The organism is Agarilytica rhodophyticola (genome assembly GCF_002157225.2).
GTDB classification, from domain to species: domain Bacteria; phylum Pseudomonadota; class Gammaproteobacteria; order Pseudomonadales; family Cellvibrionaceae; genus Agarilytica; species Agarilytica rhodophyticola.
The window spans coordinates 6,549,356-6,569,182 of the sequence record NZ_CP020038.1; the positions used below are offsets into that span (position 1 = coordinate 6,549,356).

Genomic DNA, 19,827 nt, shown 5'->3' on the forward strand with positions numbered 1-19,827 from the left:
TTATGTATTCCAGTCTATCTGTATGTTGCTATCTACGTTTTTAAGCTCTTTAGCAATAATAGATTTTACTTTGTGCAGCCCTGCGTCATCATCGGCTTCAAACCTTAACGTCAGGTTAGCAGAAGTGTTAGAAGCTCGAACCAGTCCCCAGCCATATGAAAAATCAACACGCACACCGTCTATTTTAGTCACACGGCCATCACCAAAATTACCAGAAGATGCTAATTTTTCTATAACGTCAAATTTTTTCTCATCTGCGATGGGCAATCGGATTTCAGGAGTAGAAGGTGATGTGGGAAACTCATCAAACATCATATCAAGGCTCTCACCCTGTAAACTGAGTACTTCAATAAGCCGTGCTGCTGCATACATGCCATCGTCAAAACCAAACCAACGATCTTTAATAAAAATATGACCGGAGTATTCACCTCCCAATAGTGCACCAGTTTCCAACATCTTATTCTTCATCGGAGCATGGCCGGTTTTCCACATAATTGGGCGACCGCCATAACTCGTAATACAGCTAACTAAATGGCGTGTGCTTTTCACGTCAAACACAACGCCAGCACCTGGGTTGCGGGAAACAATATCTTTAGCAAACAGCATAAGCAACTGATCGGGCCAGATGATTCTACCTGAGGAAGTTACGATGATCACACGATCACCATCGCCATCAAATGCCACCCCCAGGTCAGACTGAGTTTCTTTGACCTTGTCAATCAAGGGCTGTAGATTCGACTCAATAGAGGGGTCTGGTGAATGATTGGGGAAACTGCCATCAAGATCGCAAAATAGCGGTGTTACTTCGCAGCCTAACTCTTCAAATAATTTAGGAGCAACAACACCGGTGACACCATTACCGGCATCGATGACAATTGAAATATCTCCCGCTAAAGCTACATCAGAGAAAATGGTATCAATATAATCAGGAATTATTTCATGGCGACTTTCTTCACCATTGCCTTCGTATAAATCCTTTTTAATAATTCTCTTACGTATTGACTTGATATCTTCATCAGAACGAGTCTTGCCGTTCATAACAATTTTAAAGCCGTTGTACTCTCCTGCGTTATGGCTGGCAGTTACCATGACACCACTTTGGCTTTCTTTTAATGTCGCTGTGGCAAAATACATAAGAGGAGTGGGCACAGTACCTATATTGAGCACATTACAACCTGAGGACAAAATACCGCGAATTAAAAACTCTGTAAGCTCTGGAGAACTTAACCGAGCATCACGCGCAACAATGAGTGTATCCTGACCAATATCAATAGCTTCACTGCCTAAAGCTTGCCCTATTAGCTGAGCTAGATGAGTAGTAATCTGCTCTTTTGCAATACCGCGAATATCGTAAGCCCTGAAAACAACATCGGGAACAGACTTAAGATCTTCAAGTTCAAGAATATCTTCCTGTTCGTCCACTTTGCCTGCTTTTTCAGCAACAACTTCATCCAGCCCCAGCAACTCTTCATCGCCATCTGCAATATCAACATCAAGTATATCGGTATCCAACGGCACATTTGTAGATTTTTTCTCTACTGCCACCTTGGTAGCGGCTTTTACACCACTACCAGTATTTTTCTCAATATTTAAGCGATGGGAAACATAACGCCCTACACGCAACCCAGCATACATAAAGATAGCAACTAAAAATATTGAGGTTAAAGCAATAATAACGTAGATAGTTAATGCACTGGCCTTGGTGTTTTCCAGAAGAGCATATGACGGCTGAAAATTAACTTTCCAATAGGTGTTTTTAATAGGTTCTGAAGCTGTTTTACCCGCGTTCCCCTGGCCGACAGAAAAAATTTGCAGAGGATTTGATGATTTAAATTTTTGAAATAATGATACTTTGCCCAGGCTGGCCTTATCCTGCAGCACACGTTTTTTTAACTCATCTAAACTCAAAGAGATCAGCATGACAGCGCTTACATTTTGGCCTTCGCTGTATATAGGAGCCACAAGATTGACACGCCAATCATTTTCAATTTTTACAGCTTCAGGCAAGACATTCTTGGCTTTTTCCGCCTGACGAATCATTTCTAATTCGGTAAAGCGGATAGGCAAACCATCATCAGCGTCTAATCTTGATTCGCCTTTAGAGAAAATTCTTGTTGCAATAACGTCATTTCTCTGTGCGATAAATGCATCCTGTATGGATTTTAGCGCTGCTTGATTGTTAGTCTCAACGGCACTGATCATTGCCGGCTTACTTACCATCGCAGTGATGCTTTCTTGAATCGAGGTGATATATTTTTGCACTATCTCGGCAACAATACCTGCCCTCTGCTGAGACAGAGTATCGAGACGTTCGAGACGCTTTTCTGTTATTTGGGTTTTATGTATATAAACACCGAGATTTAAACTCGCAATGAGACCAAGTCCGACGCCCAAAATAGCGCACAAACGAATAACGTTAAAGGGAGTTTTTTCCGGCTTAGCCTGTTTTTTCTTTTCAAATTTTGCAAACGTTTTTTCTAAACTATTTTTCACGTTCCGCCCCTTAGGCGTGATATTTAGACTTATATTTTTTAGCAATCACTTGAATAATGTCACGAGCAAGCTGGGATTTACTGCGCACAGACAAATTCTCATTGGCCTCTTTATCAATTAAGGTAACGGCATTGTCGTCGCTATTAAATCCAATACTTTGGTCAGAGACATCATTTGCGATAACCATGTCCAGTTTTTTTGCTTCCAGTTTTTTGCGGCCATACTCAAGGACATTTTGAGTCTCAGCAGCAAAACCCACAGTAAAAGGCTTATCTTCTCGCTGCGCGACCATAGCAATAATATCTGGGTTTTTCGTCATATTAAGCGTCATTGTATCGCTAGCCCCTTTCTTTATTTTTTCACTAGCCTCTTCGACTGGACGAAAATCAGCAACAGCTGCCGCACCAATAAAAATGTCGGCGTCAGAGATTTCTTTACTGACAGCTTCATACATTTGTAAGGCACTTACAACATCTTGACGATCCACTCTCGCGGGACAACTTAGCTGTACAGGCCCACTTACTAAAACTGTTTTTGCACCAGCCTCAGCTGCCGCTTCAGCAATCGCGTAACCCATTTTACCCGAGCTGTGATTACTGATATAGCGCACAGGATCAATAGCTTCTCGTGTGGGGCCTGCAGTAATCACCACTTTTAAACCAGCAAAAGCATCTTGCTCAAAGAGGGAAGCTACTTGTGTAGCGATATCATCGGGTTCGAGCATTCGACCTGGGCCGACATCACCACATGCCTGTCCACCTGAGGCAGGCCCAAGTATTTTAATATCCCGCTCTAATAATGTTTTCAAGTTTTCTTGAGTCGAAGCATTGCGCCACATACCTTGGTTCATAGCCGGCGCCAGCACTATCTTAGATTGGGTCGCTAAACACACCGTTGACAACAAGTCTGAGCCATCACCCGTCGCCAATTTCGACATAAAGTTAGCAGATGCAGGCGCAACGAGAACGACATCGGCCCAGCGAGATAATTCAATATGCCCCATGGCCGCTTCCGCCTGAGGATCCAGTAAATCGGTGTGCACAGGATTGCCAGATAAGGCTTGCATAGTTAGCGCAGTGATAAACTCTTGGGCACCCTTGGTCATAACAACTCGGACGTCTGCGCCAGCGTCCTGTAAACGTCTGACAATCTCGGCACTCTTGTAGGCAGCGATACCACCGGTAACGCCTAATAAAACTCTTTTATTGATTAAATGCATGATAAAACTGCTTATGCTGTTGGTGTTTAGGAAAATGGCAGTTAAGATACCATTATCGCGGATGCGTACAAGGATACAATACAAATACAGGACGTTATTTATGACCATCAAGAATTGGCCTGAGGAAGATAGGCCCCGTGAAAAACTGCTCTCTAAAGGGGCACAAACACTCTCTGACACTGAATTACTAGCAATTTTCTTAAGAACAGGGTGCGCTGGAAAGTCAGCAGTCGACATCGCTCGAGAGCTAATCGCTAAATTCGGCAGTCTACGCCCCTTGTTAGAGGCAAACCTCAATGAGTTCTCTTCCACCCCGGGCTTAGGCCCTGCTAAGTACGCACAGCTACAAGCAGTGTTAGAAATAGCCCGCCGCCATTTAGCTGAATCCCTTAACCGAGATGTTACACTCAATAGCAGCGCTAATGTAAAACGCTACCTTATCGCCAAGCTCCGTCATCGACGCCAAGAAATTTTTGCAGCCTTATTTCTCGATACAAAGCATAGGCTTATCGCATTTGAAGAGCTATTCTCAGGCACGATAAATACTGCTGCGGTATATCCTCGCGAGATCATAATTCACGCGCTGAACCACAATGCCGCATCCGTCATATTTGCTCATAACCACCCATCAGGGAGTACTTTACCGAGTCAAAGTGACTTTGAACTTACTGAGCAGCTCATGAAGGTGCTAAAAGCCATCGACATAAACACCTTAGATCACATGGTGATTGGTGAAGGTCATGTGTATTCATTCGCAGAACATGGAAAACTGTAGATAGCGTTCGAGGTTACTCTATTTTAGAAAGGGTGTACTTATGGTAATAGCGTTATTAATTCCGCCATTATTGACGCTAATTTCGCGTATTTTACTGTAACTTTTCACTAAGACGGAAAATTAGTAAAATTTAGATTGCCATTGTTCGCTCTTTTTGGTATAAATCGCGCCTCTTTTTTGGGCCGTCCCAGTCGCTAAACAATACGAAAGCCTGGGTTACACAAATAAAAATCGTTGTATTTTTGTTTTGGCTACGAACTACAAAATTCTATTGTTTAATTTGCAGACACTCGCTGGCTTTAGGTTTTGCGTTAGCTGAATGCACAAAATTGAAGAGGCACAACCATGGCTAAGGTATGTCAGGTTACCGGCAAACGTCCGATGACTGGTAATAATGTTTCACATGCAAAGAACCACACTAAGCGTCGTTTTTTGCCTAATTTACATACGCACCGTTTCTGGGTAGAGGCTGAGAAACGTTTTGTTAAACTTCGCGTTTCAACAAAAGGTCTGCGTATTATCGATAAAAACGGTATCGAGGCAGTACTGGCTGATATCCGTGCGCGTGGCGAAAAAGTTTAGTTTCGCCCCTACATATTTGGAGATTCAATCATGCGTGAAAAGATTCGTTTAAATTCCTCTGCTGGCACTGGGCATTTCTATACCACAACTAAGAATAAGCGCAATATGCCTGGCAAAATGGAAATCATGAAGTACGACCCTGTTGTTCGTAAACACGTACTTTATAAAGAAGGCAAAATTAAGTAATTTACTTATTAAAGAGTAAAAACTAAAAAAGCCGGCGTAAAGCCGGCTTTTTCGTTATAGCTGATCATAGAAGCTAGCTTAACTGAAATGCTAAGCTTCCTGCAGCAACGCAATTAATCTTGGAATATCTAGAGGCTTTTCTAAACACACCTCTGCGCCAGAATGCTTAATTTTACGTACATTTTCATCACTCATATATCCCGTCATCGCAATCACTCTTACATCTTTGGAGCTCGCATTTTCCTTAATGCTTCGGCAGGCTTTAAAACCGTCAACTCCTGGCATGAGCAAATCTAGCAATACAACCTTAGGCTTAAAAGAGGCTACTTTTTGTCCAGCCTCAAAACCATCTCGAGCAGTTTCAATAACCACATCAGGCAAATGTTCTTTAAATACATCGGCTAGCAATTCAAGATGATCCAGGTCGTCATCAACGATTAGTGCTCTCATTTCGGTATCTTCAGACAGCTCGATACCTTTTTCACGCGCAAACCGTTCAACCTCTTCTCGCTCAAAACGGCGATGCCCACCTGCAGTTGTACTGGCTTTTAGTAAACCTTTTTGTGCCCAAACTCTCACAGTGATAGGAGAGACACGAAGCACATCGGCCGTTTCTTTTGGTGTAAGATAATCTTTTAGTTCTCTGCTCATTATTTTTTTATCAGTTGTGTTAGTTTTTTATACTAAAATTGATATTGTGTTATAGGCGCCTTAAATATACAGCATACTGCCCATCTTGTAATAACGAATCACATAAGTGACCACCGTAGCTATTAATTAAACCTTTTGCTAAATTAAAGCCGAGTTGCTGGTGGGCACTAGGTACTAATTTACCGTGATCCAATATGAAGCACACACGCACTTGTGAACCTCGAAGCTCTGATCCACATGCCTCACATATTTCACTATCACTTTGCAACACATCAATTTGCGTACACGTCTTTTCAATTCCATATAATTCAAAAAGATTAGACAAGGCGTATAAGAACACACTTTCGGTACTGAATACGTTTATCTTGTCATCATTTTGAATATTTATTTTTGGGCACAACATTAACAACACATTATTGAGTTCTAGTGTATGTGCAAGACGCTTTCCTTGCCTATATTGAAGCTGGTCTCTAACCAAGTCCCTGGCGCGGAGCCCCGCACGTTCAATATTTTCCAAATAACGCGAAAGTTTTTCATCCTCAGAAGATTTGGCTCTATCCAAAGCAAGCGAAGAGTACCCCATGGAAGACGACAATATATTATTAAAATCGTGGAATACCCTACCTAATTCCTCTTCATTATTATTATTCAAAAAAGAAATAAGTAGTTGTTTTAAGGACAGATTCTCTCTCCTTAATTCCTCGATTAACGCTTCGTGACTCTTTTCGCTCTGCTCTAATTCCATAGACAACTCAATTCACGTGGTAAAACATAGTGCTTAAACTCTATTGCCATTACTGCGATCAAGCAACATTAGAGTGCACAATCGAGATATTGGCCAAACCTAAGTGCTAACAGGCTCTAATAAATATATTGATGAAACCGTTTACACATGAAAGGATACCATGTTTAAGACATCATAAACTTATTAACATATAAGCAAATATTAAAATCATTATTATTTGAACTATAACGCCAATTATATTTAAAAAAGTTCAACAGTTAGCCAACTCGCATGTTATTTAGACTTGAATGATAATCTGATTTTAAGACATTTAACAATAAACATTGAGTCCGACCTAACTAACAATAACTATCGGCCATATGATATCAATCTATATATTGAGCTAAATTAAAAATAGGATAATCTTGCGTGTTAAATATTGAAAACTACAATGTTCCAGTTGTAATTCTGAATCATAACGATGAAATCGAAAATCAAAATACACAAGCCATAACTCGCTTTGGAAATTCCCTCTCACAATTACCCAAACTGCTTCGCCTAAGTCAGAATCAAAATAGCAGTGCACTAGCTAACACTAAAATAGAAGCTGAACTCATTTTTCAAAATAGCCGATTCCATGTTATTAATTTGGCGAATAATAATGATAAAAAAATATTGCTCTTATGTGAGTTAGATGCTGAAAAAACTCTTAAGCCAACCTCTATTCCTGCGCCATCCGCAGGCTACGGTAGACAGGCAAGTTTACTTAAAATGACTGAAAAACTTACTAAAACAGGCTTTTGGCATGTTAGCACTGACACCAATAAGCTCTTTTGGTCAGATGAAGTTTATGCTATCTATGGTGAAAACCTAACAAGCTATACACCTAACATGGAAGCATTTTTCAATTATTATATCGACAACAATAAGGACAAAGTAAAACAGTATTTCGAGGATGCAGTAAAAACAAGTAAGGGCTTTCAATTTACTTTTCGCATAAGACGTCGTGATAATAATATTCGCTGGCTGAGGAGTCGAGCAAATGTCGAGATCGATGGTAACGGTAAAGTCATTTCAATTTTTGGTATCACTCAAGACTTAACTGAGGAGTTTAAAAATAAAGAACAGTTAGAGCGCCTATCCCTAGTTGCAAGTAGAACCACAAATGCAGTCATAATTTGCGATAAAAAAGGCAGAATAGAATGGGTAAATAAAGGCTTTGAAGATTTAACGGGATATTCATTAATAGAGGTATTAGGTAAAAGACCTGATAAAATTCTCGCCGGCCCACTAACAGATAAAACAACCGTCAAACATATTATTTCTAATGCTAATGCCTTGCAGCCAATTAACTGCGATGTCATTAATTACCACAGAAACGGTGACAATTACTGGGTTAACCTAGTTGTAACACCCATTGTGCAACACGGTGAACAAGAAGGCTTCATTGGCATTCAAACCAATATAAGCGATAGAAAAAAAGCAGATTCATATCTTGCCCAAGCACAACGCATGGAGGCGATAGGTCAGTTAGTAGGGGGGGTCGCACATGATTTTAACAATATTCTGGGCATTTTGCGTGGTAACTTAGAACTACTAGAACTGAAGCTTAAACAGCCAGACAATAAATATCTCGCTAAAGCCTTCCACGCATCTAATCGAGCTACCAGCTTAACTAAAAAACTACTTCAATTCTCACGTTTTAAAGTTACTGAATCAAAACAGATTAATCCCAATACCATCATTAATAATTTGGCAGATTTATTAACTAAGTCGCTTACTCAAAACGTCAAATTAGAACTACATTTGCAGTCGGATATTTATCCGGTGTGGGGTAGCAGTGGCGATCTTGAAGACTCTTTATTAAACCTTGTTATCAACGCAAGGGATGCAATGGAAGGAAATGGCAAAGTTACCATCTATACTGAAAATGTCAGCTTGGGAGAAAAATTACGTTTTAAATCTCACAGTGTTGCTGTAACACCTGGAGATTACGTGAAATTGATGGTGAAAGATACGGGGCCAGGTATTCCAGAAGAGGTGCAAAATAGAGTTTTTGAGCCTTTTTTTACTACCAAAGAACAAGGAAGTGGTTTGGGTCTCAGTATGGTTTATGGTTTTGTGCAACGAGCTAACGGCTACATACTTGTTGATAGTGGCGACACATTTGGAACAGAGATTTGTATTTGGCTACCGCGCTCAAATATTGAAAAGACGCAAAACTCAACATCAAAACTACAAGTAGACACTAAAATTGATAGGCCCCATAAAATTTTTGTGGTGGACGATGAAGCAGACATATTAGAAATTGTTAGTGAATATTTAAGTCCACTGGGCTGTGAAGTAGTGACAACCTCCAACCCAGTGGAAGCACAACGGGTACTTTTGGAAGATAAAGATATAGATCTTTTACTTACCGATGAAGTTATGCCTGGTGTAGTAAAAGGCCACACCTTGGTGAAAACTGCTATCCACAGCAGCAAAAAAATACGCTGTATTATTATGTCAGGCTATAACCTTGATTTAGGTCAAATAGAAGGTAAAGCTGATGTGTTAGCAAAGCCATTTACCCGTTCAGAACTAATCGACATGATTAATAAAAATCTCAAGGTAAGAGAAAAAACAGACTAGCTTTTGGGTAATGATTTATGGCGAAAACTCAAATACTCTTAATTGATGAAGACACTGCTTTATGCGCGCAAATACAGAAAAGTTTATCAGACACCTATGATATCCATATACGAAGCACTGCTGCAGAAGCGCTAGCAACTCAGGAAGAGAAGAATTCGCCAATAATATTGCTTGATACCAACTTGTCTCAATGCGATGGACTCGAATTGTGTAAGCAGCTGAGTAAAATAGGCGATCCAGCCCCTTTTATTCTGACAATGTCACAAAATGATTCATTAGAACAAAAACTTGAATCTTATAAGTACGGATGTAAAGACTTTTTACCCAAACCATTTAAGCTCCCTGAATTAAGGGTGAAAGTAGAAGCTTTAGAACAGTTTTACAAGCGCAGTATTGAACTGGCTGAAACCAGTGAATTCGCCTCTAAAACGGCCATGCATGCAATGGCCGAGGCATCCCAATATGGTGAAGTGCTGCGTTTTTACAACAGCATGTATCAAGCAGACGACATCGACAAAATCAAAACCGCTTTTTTTGGGCTCATGGGTAATTTTGGCTTACGCTGTGCTATACAGTTTCGTACCGTTGATATTTATACATTTAACCATGATGATGATGAATGCAGTCCTATAGAAGCACAAATCTTCGAAAACTTTAGTAAAGGTGATCGCTTGATTTCGTTTTCTAACAGGATGATGGTAAATGGCGGCTTTGCCTCTATTATTGTCAAAAATATGCCTATTGATAATGAAACAGAGAATGGACGCCTGCGGGATATTCTTGCCACACTAATCGATGGAATAGACGCAAAACTCCTCGATTTACAACGCCTCAGTTTATTGCGTCAAACCTCAAGTGAACTTGCTTTATCAAGCCAGCGTTTGACAAAGGTTATGAAAGATCATGAAAAATATATCAGCAGTGCGATGAATCATGTTATCTCTGAAATAAACTCTAGCTTTCATGTATTAGAGTTAACGGAAAAACAAGAAGATTTTTTTACAGAGCTGACCGAACAAGTACTCCGTAGTATGGAGGAAAGTTTTGTTCACGTGGGCAGTGAGTGCGATATTATTGAATGTATACGCCTTTCTCTTGGTGTCGTTTTAAATGGGAGCAATTATAAGGTGTCGCAATAATTTTCATTATGACACCCACCAAGACTTATTTCAGCCTGTTAACAAGCCTCTACTATTGGAGTAAACTCCTTTTCAATGTACATATTCTAAGGCCTTGTTAGCGGCCATTAGACCATCATCCAGCCCTAATATAACTAACTATCTACACTTTTTTATGCCAGAGTTACCCGAAGTAGAAACAACCTGCCGTGGAATTGCGCCACATATTGAACAGCAAAGTGTCAAGAAAGTTACCATTCGCAATGCTAGCCTGCGTTGGCCGGTAGATGAAAAGTTACCCAAGATTCTCCGCAATAAAACCTTAAATCATATTAGCCGTAGGGGTAAATATCTACTACTACATTTCGACCACGGTGCTGTACTCTGGCACTTAGGTATGTCGGGAAGCTTACGTATTATAAAAGAGAACGAAAAACCAAAACTTCACGACCATGTCGATGTGCAATTTAACAATGGTAATATCCTGCGCTTTCATGATCCGCGACGTTTTGGTTCAGTAATCTGGACCGAAGAGTCTCTTGAGGAACACAAATTACTTCATCACCTAGGGCCTGAACCGCTAAGTGATAATTTTCACGATGATTACCTATATGAAAGATCGCGAAAAATACAACAGGCCGTCAAAACATGGATTATGGACAGCAAAGTGGTGGTGGGAGTAGGTAATATCTACGCCAATGAAGCACTATTCAAGGCGGGAATACACCCACTGAAATCTGCCAGTAAAATTTCTCGCCCAAAATATAAACGTCTTACAGAAGAGATCAAAAGCATTCTGCATTATGCCATTCAACGAGGAGGAACCACCTTAAGAGACTTCGTTGGCGGAGATGGCAAGCCTGGATATTTCGCTCAGGAACTAAATGTATATGGGCGAGGGGGAGAGCCTTGTGTCACGTGTAAAAAGCCTCTCACAGAAAAACGTTTAGGACAGCGCTCGACAGTTTATTGCACCCACTGCCAAAAATAACACATGAGCCATCCTTGGCTCGCCGTTTAAAGGCTTAATTTGCTAAAGCAGCTTTCTGAATAGCTACAAGGTCGCTAATCCCCTTCTTAGCTAAGCCAAACATTTGCTCAAATTCCTCTTGAGTAAATGGCTCTTTTTCAGCTGTACCTTGAATTTCAATCATGCCACCATTTTCTGTCATTACAATATTCATGTCGGTGTGAGCACTTGAGTCTTCAGGATAATCGAGATCTAGTACCGCTTCTCCCTCATAAATACCTACCGAAACAGCCGCTACCAAATTATTCATAGGATTAGTTTTAATCATCGATTTTTCAACCATGGCATTTAAAGCATCCATTAAAGCGACACAGCAACCGGTTATAGAAGCTGTTCTGGTGCCACCATCTGCTTGGATAACATCGCAGTCGAGGGTTATGGTATTTTCTCCTAAAGCTTCAAGATCTAATGCTGCTCGTAATGAACGACCGATTAAACGCTGGATTTCCACCGTACGTCCGGTTTGTTTTCCTCGCGCAGCTTCACGGTTCATGCGCGTTCCAGTAGAACGAGGTAACATGCCATATTCAGCAGTAATCCAACCTCTCCCCTCACCTTTCATAAAACGAGGAACGCCAGCCTCTACCGTTGCATTACAAATAACTTTGGTATTGCCAAATACCACTAAGACCGATCCCTCGGCATGACAGGTAAATTGTCGTGTTATACTAACTTCGCGTAATTGATCAACACTGCGCCCACTCGGTCTTTGCATATTTGCCTCTAATCATTGGTTTTAACTTGCCGCCATTATAACGCCACAACGTCTTTTGCGCTTGTGTGTTAGTATGTCTACTTTTAATCTGCCTAGAGGGGTTTCCTATGCCACGCAGTATGACGGGGTTTGCCCGCCAAGAATTTCAGCATCCATGGGGAGTGCTCTCTTGCGAAATTCGAAGTGTCAATCATCGCTATTTAGAACCATCTTTTCGCTTACCAGAAACTCTGCGCAGCCTAGAGCCAATATTACGAGATCTTTTACGCAAGAATTTAAGCCGCGGTAAGGTCGAGGTGGCTTTCTCGTTAAAAACAGATTTAGCCGAAGATGCTCGCCTAGGTTTAAACGAAAAGCTGGCAGATCAGATTGTCGAGCTGGCGCAATTAGTACAAGATAAATTGACAGATCCTGCCAAACTTAATCCCATTGATATACTGCGCTGGCCTGCGGTTATTAAGACTGCCGAAATTGAAGCCGATGTATTAACCCAAGCGGGCACCGATTTATTTGAGAAAACTCTGGAAGAACTTATCGCCAACCGTGTTCGCGAAGGCAGTGAATTGGCACAAATGATTGAAAAACGCCTAGTCAACATAGGTGAACAGGTCGAATTTGTACGAGAAAAAATGCCTCAGCTGCTAGAGGCGCATCAACAAAAATTGCGCGCTAAACTGGAAACCTTAAAAGTCGATGTGGATGAAGAAAGATTCAGCCAGGAAGCCGTTTACATCGCCCAAAAAGTAGACATCGCCGAAGAAGTGGATCGCTTGGAAGCTCACCTAAGTGAAGTCCGCCATACCCTAAAGCAAAATGGCCCCATTGGACGTCGCCTCGACTTTTTAATGCAAGAACTCAATCGCGAAGCCAATACCCTCTCGTCTAAATCTATCGCCACTGACACCACTCAATCCTCTGTGGATATCAAAGTCTTTATCGAGCAGATGCGCGAGCAGGTGCAGAATATAGAGTAATTACTAGAACTAACCCTTTGACTGAAGCCGCAAGATATCTTCCTGCTTCAGTTCCTTGCCGCTGGCGTCAGCGACAAGCATCTTGCCGATGGGTACACCTTCACTATCACACAAAGAGAAGGGGCTTCGTTTATCTTCATCAACCCACTTTTCTGACCACTGATAGATAGCCACTAATACAGGAAATAGATCCTGACCTTTTTGTGTGAGGTGATATTCAAAACGGCTACCTGTTTGTCCTACCTCAACCTTATTCATCAGTTCATTTTCCACTAATTGGTTGAGGCGGTTCTTAAGAATATTTTTTGCGATACCGAGGCTTTTCTCGAAGTCGGAATAGCGACTAATACCCGCCATGGCATCTCTAATGATTAAAAAAGACCAAATATCTCCCACAGAAGAGAGGCATTGGGCAACGGAACATTGGTGATGGGAAAAACTAACTCGTGTCATAAGAAATAATATAACCAAAAAGGTTGCATTAGGCAACCAAATATTTTAGTCTCTTAGAAAGACCAAAAATAAGGTGTTCCTAATGTTTAAGCAATCCATTCTAATTTACGGTGCCAACGGCTATACCGGCAGACAATTGGCCAGCTATTTGATTAACCGAGGTATACGACCTGTGTTCGGGCCTGTTGATACAAATGGAATCGCACCTGCTGGTAAGCATTTTTTCGACTAGCTAGGCAACACAAACGCCGTTTAGTTATTCTAAATAAGTGCGTGTTAACGACGCTGGGCGAAAAAATGCTACCAGCCCTTCGGGTTTGCACTCAAAGTCGCTACTCTGCGTTACTCATCGCTCATTTAGAGCAACTAAACTACGCTCTTCTCGCCTTGATTAGCGACTTTGAGTACAAACAGGAGCGGTTAAATTAGTGTCAACAGGCCCTAGGACGCAGCAAGAAAATTCGCGAGCTGGGTAAATCTCTAGCTTGTGATGTTCGAATATTTAAAGCTGAAGACTCAGCAAAGTATCTTGATGATATTGATGTGCTTATTAATCTTGCCGGCCCTTTTGCTCTCACCCAAAAGCCGCTTATAGAAGCTTGTTTAGACACTCATACGCACTATATGGACGTAGCAGGGGAATATAAGGATGCGTATCGAGCCTATGAATATCATTCACAAGCGCAAAAGCAAGGTATCGCACTAATTCCTGCTGTAGGGATTTTCTCGGCTCCCATGGACATCGTTTCACATCTTGCTGCCAGTGAAATTGATAACGCGACGAGCTTAAAAATTGGCTTTGCATCTGAAGGCAAACTATCACGCGGATCTATGAACACGGCAATATCAAAAATTCAAACACCAGGGCTGCAATTAGTAAACGGGAAATATGAAGAAGCTCAGCCAGCACAAACAGAATGCGAGATGGACATTTTCAATAACACGATTCCAATGGCCACACACCCTTGGCGGGCAGATCTGCTGCTGGCAAAAATATCTACCGGCGTACAAAACATTGAAACCTACTCAAGCTTTCCTGCCTTTATGATTAAAATGATGAAAGGCAAACTGCGCTGGCTTAAAACGCTTATGGAACGCTATCTTATTCCAATTCTTCCAGAGGGCCCATCGGAGAAACAACAGCAGCAAGGCAAAATATACGCAAAAGCAATTGCCACCAACTCAAAAGGTGAAAAATCTATCGCTGAATTAATAGGGCCAGATGCTTATTTGTTTACTGTTGCATCGATTACTGAGCTGTTAAGTTCACTTGTCGCATCCAAGAGTCTTTCTGGTTTTCTCGCCCCTAGCCAGCTAGGCACAGATTGGATTCTAAAAATACAAGGTATCTCCTTAAAGCTTAACGATAAAAAGTTCAAAGCTTCGGCTAATATTATTAGCGGAGTTGCATCCAATGACGCATAAAACAGTACTTATTACTGGCGCTTCCTCAGGGATCGGATTACAAATGGCGAAAGAATTTGCAAAGCGCGGTTATAACTTGGCACTTGCTGCACGCAGAATCGAATTGCTTACCGACCTGAAACAACAGCTCAACCACCTCGATGTAGATATTCAATGTCAGCAGGTCGATGTGACAGATGAAGTAGATGTAAAGCAGATGTATCAACAAGCTATTGCACACTTCGGCCGTATCGATACCGTTGTGGTCAATGCCGGTATGGCTAAATCTGGCTCTATAAGCGAGCAATCATTTTCTGACATGCGAGCAATGATCGACTTGAATTTGTCTGCCGCAATGCTGACGGCTCACCATGGACTCAAACAATTTCGTCGTCAAGGTGAAGGCCATATAGTTTTTATTTCGTCGCTTGCTGGCCTAAGAGGGATGCCAGGAATGGCTGCCTATAGTGCTTCCAAAGCTGGCATTAGCACTTTTGCAGAAGCCCTAAGAGCAGAAACTTACAGAGAAAATATTCATGTAACAACCCTATGTCCCGGGTATATTAACACCCCCATTGGAGAAGATATGGATAAAAGACCCTTTGTGATCAGCGCTGAAAAAGCGGGAAAGATTCTAACAGACAACATAGAGAATAAAGTAAAACGTAGTTATATTCCCATCTGGCCCTGGGCATTTTTGGCTCGAATTATCCCTTTTATTCCAACATATTTTTTCGCAAAATCTAAATAAGAAGTGCACTGAGAATGGGCTACATTTTCACAACCAACTGCGAGGTTTAAAGGCGTAGGCCCAAGTGCTCCAAGCAATAATATGAGTTAAGAAAAGTGAAACCAACAGCTATAACCTACACTGTTGCATAAACACTGTGTTTGTTAGCAGCACAGCCATATCAGTGATTCATTGAATTCAATACTTTTTTGCACAGAGTTGATAAAATCATATCAATCAATGGCGTGCACAAGATACCTACCCATGCGCCGCCAGGAAATCTAAAACATCGAACAAATACACGTGGTACACAACATGAGAAAACAGGGCACTTTATACACAGTTTCAGCACCGTCAGGTGCGGGAAAAACGAGCTTAGTTAAGGCCTTAGTTGAATCGACAACGGATGTTAAGGTTTCAGTATCACATACCACTCGCGCCAAGCGCCCAGGCGAAACTGATAATATTGACTACCATTTTATTGATAACGCGCGTTTTGAAGAGATGATCAATAAAGGGGCTTTTTTAGAACATGCCCAGGTATTCACCAACTCCTATGGCACGTCCCGTGAGTGGGTACAAAACATTTTAGCCCAGGGAGTAGATGTTATTTTGGAGATTGACTGGCAAGGGGCCAACCAGGTTCGTCAACAAATGTCGGATGCCATAAGCATCTTTATTCTGCCTCCGTCCAAGGAAAGTCTAAGAGAGCGATTGACAAATAGAGGGCAAGATGACGAAGCTGTCATTAGTGCAAGGATGGCAGAAGCAAAGAGTGAGATGTCTCACTACGGCGAAGCAGACTACTTGGTGATTAATGACCATTTTGATTTGGCATTCACCCAATTGCGGGCGATAATCATTGCAGAGCGTCTGAAGCAAGCAAAACAGCAGAAAAATCATCACAGTTTGCTTGCAAACCTATTGTCGTGATTGGGCGATTTGCGTACACTGCTCTGCCCTTTTGGGCGAACATTGAATTATTCACATTACGGAACAACACATGGCACGTATTACAGTTGAAGATTGTCTTGATCACGTTGATAACCGCTTTGAGCTAGTAATGGTTGGCAGCAAGCGCGCTCGCCAAATAGCTGTTCAAGGTAAAGATCCTATGGTCGCGACAGAAAACGACAAACCAACAGTGATTGCACTGCGTGAAATCGAAGAAGGTTTGGTCGACGCTAGCATTCTCAACGAAGAAGATGATGAGATGATGGATGACATGATGATGTCACCTGAATCTGCAGGCGCAAGCGATATTACCCCACCTAGTATTATTTAATATCTAATAGAAGAGGAATGTTTTGCTTACGATAGATACACTAAGTCACAGACTTTCCTCTTACCTAGATCCACCTCAGGTCAACCAGGTAAAACGTGCTTACTACTATGCCGAGCAAGCACATACCGGCCAATTTCGCCGTAGTGGAGAACCCTATATTACGCACCCTTTAGCGGTTGCGAATATTCTTGCGTCCATACGTATGGACTACCAAAGCCTAATGGTAGCCATGCTCCACGATGTCATCGAAGACACAGGTATTAGTAAAGAAGCTATTGTTGAACAATTCGGCGAAACAGTTGCCGACATTGTTGATGGGGTAAGTAAGCTCGCTAAAATCGAATACGAAACCCAAGCAGAAAAACAAGCCAAGAACTTCCAGAAAATGGCTTTAGCGATGGCGCAAGATTTGCGCGTCATTATTGTTAAGCTGTCAGACAGACTTCATAATATGCGCACTTTAGGTGCCCTGCCTCCAGAAAAAAAACGCCGTATCGCCAAGGAAACACTGGAAATCTATGCCCCTATTGCCCATCGCTTGGGCATCAACGATTGGCGTATTGAATTTGAAGATCGCTGTTTTGCTGCTATGTACCCTCTGCGGGCAACACGTTTGCAGGCTTCCCTGCAAACAGTGCGTGGCAACCGTAAGACTCTAGTGGAGAAGATTAAAGAGTCTATTGAATCTCGCCTGCAACGGGAACAAATCAATGCCTTGGTGATTGGCCGAGAGAAGCATCTTTACAGTATTTACAACAAGATGCGCAGTAAGCATAAATCATTTAAAGAGATCATGGATGTCTATGCATTCCGCATTATTGTGGACGAAATTGATACCTGCTATCGCGCGCTTGGAATGATTCATAACCTCTACAAGCCCAAACCAAACGAGTTCAAAGATTACATCGCAATCCCTAAGGAAAATGGTTACCAGTCACTGCATACCATCGTTATTGGTACACAGGGCGTCCCAATTGAAGTGCAGATCCGAACTAAAGAAATGGACGAACTATCGAGCACAGGTATTGCGGCACATTGGCTATATAAAACGGAAGAGGATAACCCTTCTCAAGGTAATTTCGACAGAGCTAATCGCTGGACAAAACGCCTTTTAGAAATACAGCAATTTGCTAATAGCTCTGTGGAATTCGTGGAAAACGTCAAGATTGATCTATTCAGGGATGAGGTCTACGTTTTTACTCCTCAGGGCGAGATCGTAGAGTTACCAGCAGGCGCAACCCCAGTAGATTTTGCTTATGCAGTGCACACTCAGGTAGGCAATACCACCGTAGCATGTCGTATTAATGATCGACCTGCACCATTATCACAGGTCGTTGAAAGTGGCCAAAAGATAAAAATTATTACCTCGGAAAGTACTCAGCCGAATCCCAACTGGTTAAATTTTGCCGTAACAGCTAAGGCCCGCAGTGCCATTAGACACTACCTCAAACATCAACGGCATATGGAATCGGTGGAACTAGGTAAACGTATGCTAGCTCGAGCGCTGATACAGCTCGATATCGATCTCGATCAATTGAACGAGGAACAGCTAACGTTATTGCGCAACAGTGGTAACGCTGAAACCACAGATGAGCTATATGAGAGTATCGGGCTAGGCGAACAACCTGCTCTCTCGGTCGCAAAAACTCTGCAGCCAAATGCCGACACCAAAGATCAACTATCTCCAACTCCGATCACCATTGATTCTCCTGACGGACTACTCATCAGTTTTGCGCGCTGTTGTCGCCCGATCCCTGGCGATCCTATTGTAGGCCACACAAGCACAGGTAAAGGTATTGTTGTGCACCGTGATACGTGCAAAAATCTGAGAGACTTACGCAACAGAAAAGAGAATATTATTGCCACCAACTGGTCGGCAAACATCTCTGGCGAATACTTAACAGAAATAAGAGTCGAGGTTCTTACCGAACGAGGCATCATCGCTTCAATGGCAACGCGTATTGCAGCTACAGGCACCAGTATTGAAGGTATTCAGGTTGACGAAAGAGATGCTGAGCACAGCGTTATTAATTTGATCATAGCCGTTACCAATCGTATTCATCTTGCCAACGTTATGCGCAAAGTGCGGACAATACGCTCTGTAGAGCGCGTTGTTAGAGCTAAGAACTAACTACAATTAACAACTAAAAACGAGCAGAATCCTTATGCCAAATAAAGCGGTTATACATACAGAAGATGCGCCACAAGCCATTGGCACATATTCTCAAGCTGTGAAAGCTAGTGATACAGTTTATTTGTCTGGACAAATTCCTTTAGACCCTTCCACCATGACATTAGTAGAAGGGGATTTCCGCGCGCAGGCGGTGCAGGTTTTCAAAAATCTAGAAGCCGTATGTAAAGCAGCAAACGGAACCCTAAATGACCTAGTAAAGCTCAATATTTACCTGACAGATCTCAATAACTTTGCCATAGTAAATGAAGTGATGGGGGAATTTATTAAAGAGCCCTACCCAGCTAGAGCGGCAATAGGCGTCAGCGAATTACCGAAGGGCTCACTCGTTGAAGCTGACGGAATCATGGTAATTTAATCACTTATAACAGCAACTTAGCGTACTTTTACCTACTTATTCAGCTTTAAGTGTTGTAAGCAAGCTGCTTACAACACCCCGTCAAAAACCGCTCCCTAGGCCTTGGGTAACTACTAAATATCACATCACCCCCCTAATTTGTGATAAACAATTTACCTGTGTGTGACCCAGATTTGAAACGGTCTCCGTATCCTTCACTCTAAGTTAATGAAATAAAAGTCTCCCAATTGAGAGTGGCGAAAAAAGTTGTTTTCTATGCCTACAACTCTTTTTTGCACTATTTGGGTCGCTTACCAATGTTCAGGCAT

20 protein-coding genes are annotated in these 19,827 nt (G+C 41.9%); 14 read left to right on the forward strand and 6 right to left on the reverse strand.

All coding sequences use genetic code 11. From position 1 onward, the window contains the following. Both BVC89_RS27075 and coaBC read right to left on the reverse strand, forming a co-directional pair. Positions 1-2,493 carry a phosphomannomutase/phosphoglucomutase gene (locus BVC89_RS27075; RefSeq protein ID WP_086934210.1) on the reverse strand — a complete coding sequence of 831 codons (2,493 nt, stop codon included), beginning with the start codon at positions 2,491-2,493 and terminating at the stop codon, positions 1-3. A gap of 10 nt (positions 2,494-2,503) precedes the next feature. Next, the gene (coaBC, locus tag BVC89_RS27080; protein ID WP_086934770.1) at positions 2,504-3,715 is read right to left on the reverse strand and encodes a bifunctional phosphopantothenoylcysteine decarboxylase/phosphopantothenate--cysteine ligase CoaBC; all 1,212 of its coding nucleotides are present in this window, start codon (positions 3,713-3,715) and stop codon (positions 2,504-2,506) included. 97 nt (positions 3,716-3,812) lie between these two features. On the opposite strand from coaBC, the gene radC reads away from it, so the two are divergent. From radC to rpmG, 3 genes are all read left to right on the forward strand, one after another. After that, positions 3,813-4,487, forward strand: coding sequence for a RadC family protein (gene radC / locus BVC89_RS27085; RefSeq protein ID WP_086934211.1), 675 nt, complete (start codon positions 3,813-3,815; stop codon positions 4,485-4,487). A gap of 345 nt (positions 4,488-4,832) precedes the next feature. Beyond that, positions 4,833-5,069: a 50S ribosomal protein L28 gene (rpmB, locus tag BVC89_RS27090; protein ID WP_086934212.1), complete on the forward strand. Its 237-nt coding sequence runs from the start codon at positions 4,833-4,835 to the stop codon at positions 5,067-5,069. A gap of 30 nt (positions 5,070-5,099) precedes the next feature. Beyond that, positions 5,100-5,255, forward strand: a complete 156-nt coding sequence (gene rpmG, locus BVC89_RS27095; RefSeq protein ID WP_086934213.1) for a 50S ribosomal protein L33 — start codon at positions 5,100-5,102, stop codon at positions 5,253-5,255. Between the two features lie 90 nt (positions 5,256-5,345). On the opposite strand, the gene BVC89_RS27100 is transcribed toward rpmG, so the two are convergent. Then, positions 5,346-5,906, reverse strand: coding sequence for a response regulator (locus tag BVC89_RS27100; protein ID WP_086934214.1), 561 nt, complete (start codon positions 5,904-5,906; stop codon positions 5,346-5,348). A gap of 49 nt (positions 5,907-5,955) precedes the next feature. Then, complete coding sequence (locus tag BVC89_RS27105) at positions 5,956-6,651, reverse strand: histidine kinase dimerization/phospho-acceptor domain-containing protein (RefSeq protein ID WP_086934215.1); 696 nt, start codon at positions 6,649-6,651, stop codon at positions 5,956-5,958. 408 nt (positions 6,652-7,059) lie between these two features. Between BVC89_RS27105 and BVC89_RS27110 the strand changes: the two genes are divergently transcribed. The 3 genes from BVC89_RS27110 to mutM all read left to right on the forward strand — a co-directional run bounded on the left by BVC89_RS27110 (position 7,060) and on the right by mutM (position 11,370). Continuing rightward, positions 7,060-9,261, forward strand: a complete 2,202-nt coding sequence (locus tag BVC89_RS27110) for a hybrid sensor histidine kinase/response regulator (protein WP_086934216.1) — start codon at positions 7,060-7,062, stop codon at positions 9,259-9,261. Positions 9,262-9,278: 17 nt separating this feature from the next. Next, the gene (locus BVC89_RS27115; protein ID WP_086934217.1) at positions 9,279-10,400 is read left to right on the forward strand and encodes a response regulator; all 1,122 of its coding nucleotides are present in this window, start codon (positions 9,279-9,281) and stop codon (positions 10,398-10,400) included. A 154-nt stretch (positions 10,401-10,554) separates the two neighbouring features. Then, positions 10,555-11,370 carry a bifunctional DNA-formamidopyrimidine glycosylase/DNA-(apurinic or apyrimidinic site) lyase gene (mutM, locus tag BVC89_RS27120; protein ID WP_086934771.1) on the forward strand — a complete coding sequence of 272 codons (816 nt, stop codon included), beginning with the start codon at positions 10,555-10,557 and terminating at the stop codon, positions 11,368-11,370. Positions 11,371-11,404: 34 nt separating this feature from the next. Here the strand turns inward: mutM and rph are convergent, their stop codons facing one another. After that, positions 11,405-12,124 (reverse strand): ribonuclease PH, encoded by a 720-nt coding sequence (gene rph / locus BVC89_RS27125; protein ID WP_086934218.1) that lies wholly within the window; start codon positions 12,122-12,124, stop codon positions 11,405-11,407. A gap of 107 nt (positions 12,125-12,231) precedes the next feature. On the opposite strand from rph, the gene BVC89_RS27130 reads away from it, so the two are divergent. After that, positions 12,232-13,098 carry a YicC/YloC family endoribonuclease gene (locus BVC89_RS27130; RefSeq protein WP_086934219.1) on the forward strand — a complete coding sequence of 289 codons (867 nt, stop codon included), beginning with the start codon at positions 12,232-12,234 and terminating at the stop codon, positions 13,096-13,098. A 9-nt stretch (positions 13,099-13,107) separates the two neighbouring features. On the opposite strand, the gene BVC89_RS27135 is transcribed toward BVC89_RS27130, so the two are convergent. Then, positions 13,108-13,551, reverse strand: coding sequence for a winged helix-turn-helix transcriptional regulator (locus BVC89_RS27135; RefSeq protein WP_086934772.1), 444 nt, complete (start codon positions 13,549-13,551; stop codon positions 13,108-13,110). A gap of 82 nt (positions 13,552-13,633) precedes the next feature. Here BVC89_RS27135 and BVC89_RS30000 point away from each other — a divergent pair, with 82 nt between their 5' ends. The 7 genes from BVC89_RS30000 (at position 13,634) to BVC89_RS27165 (ending at position 19,519) form a co-directional block, all read left to right on the forward strand. After that, a complete protein-coding gene (locus tag BVC89_RS30000; RefSeq protein WP_158658152.1) occupies positions 13,634-13,783 on the forward strand; it encodes a hypothetical protein in 150 nt (49 codons plus the stop codon). A gap of 266 nt (positions 13,784-14,049) precedes the next feature. Further along, positions 14,050-14,976, forward strand: coding sequence for a saccharopine dehydrogenase NADP-binding domain-containing protein (locus BVC89_RS27140; protein ID WP_281261006.1), 927 nt, complete (start codon positions 14,050-14,052; stop codon positions 14,974-14,976). Continuing rightward, the gene (locus tag BVC89_RS27145) at positions 14,966-15,706 is read left to right on the forward strand and encodes an SDR family NAD(P)-dependent oxidoreductase (protein WP_086934221.1); all 741 of its coding nucleotides are present in this window, start codon (positions 14,966-14,968) and stop codon (positions 15,704-15,706) included. The genes BVC89_RS27140 and BVC89_RS27145 overlap by 11 nt, the downstream gene beginning before the upstream one ends. A 294-nt stretch (positions 15,707-16,000) precedes the next feature. Then, on the forward strand, positions 16,001-16,618 hold the full coding sequence (gene gmk / locus BVC89_RS27150) for a guanylate kinase (RefSeq protein ID WP_086934222.1): 618 nt from the start codon (positions 16,001-16,003) through the stop codon (positions 16,616-16,618). A 70-nt stretch (positions 16,619-16,688) separates the two neighbouring features. After that, a complete protein-coding gene (rpoZ, locus tag BVC89_RS27155) occupies positions 16,689-16,970 on the forward strand; it encodes a DNA-directed RNA polymerase subunit omega (RefSeq protein ID WP_086934223.1) in 282 nt (93 codons plus the stop codon). A 22-nt stretch (positions 16,971-16,992) separates the two neighbouring features. Next, entirely contained in the window at positions 16,993-19,101 is a 2,109-nt protein-coding gene (locus tag BVC89_RS27160; RefSeq protein ID WP_086934224.1) for a RelA/SpoT family protein, read from the forward strand. Between the two features lie 34 nt (positions 19,102-19,135). Then, on the forward strand, positions 19,136-19,519 hold the full coding sequence (locus BVC89_RS27165; RefSeq protein ID WP_086934225.1) for a RidA family protein: 384 nt from the start codon (positions 19,136-19,138) through the stop codon (positions 19,517-19,519). Positions 19,520-19,827 lie beyond the last annotated feature (308 nt).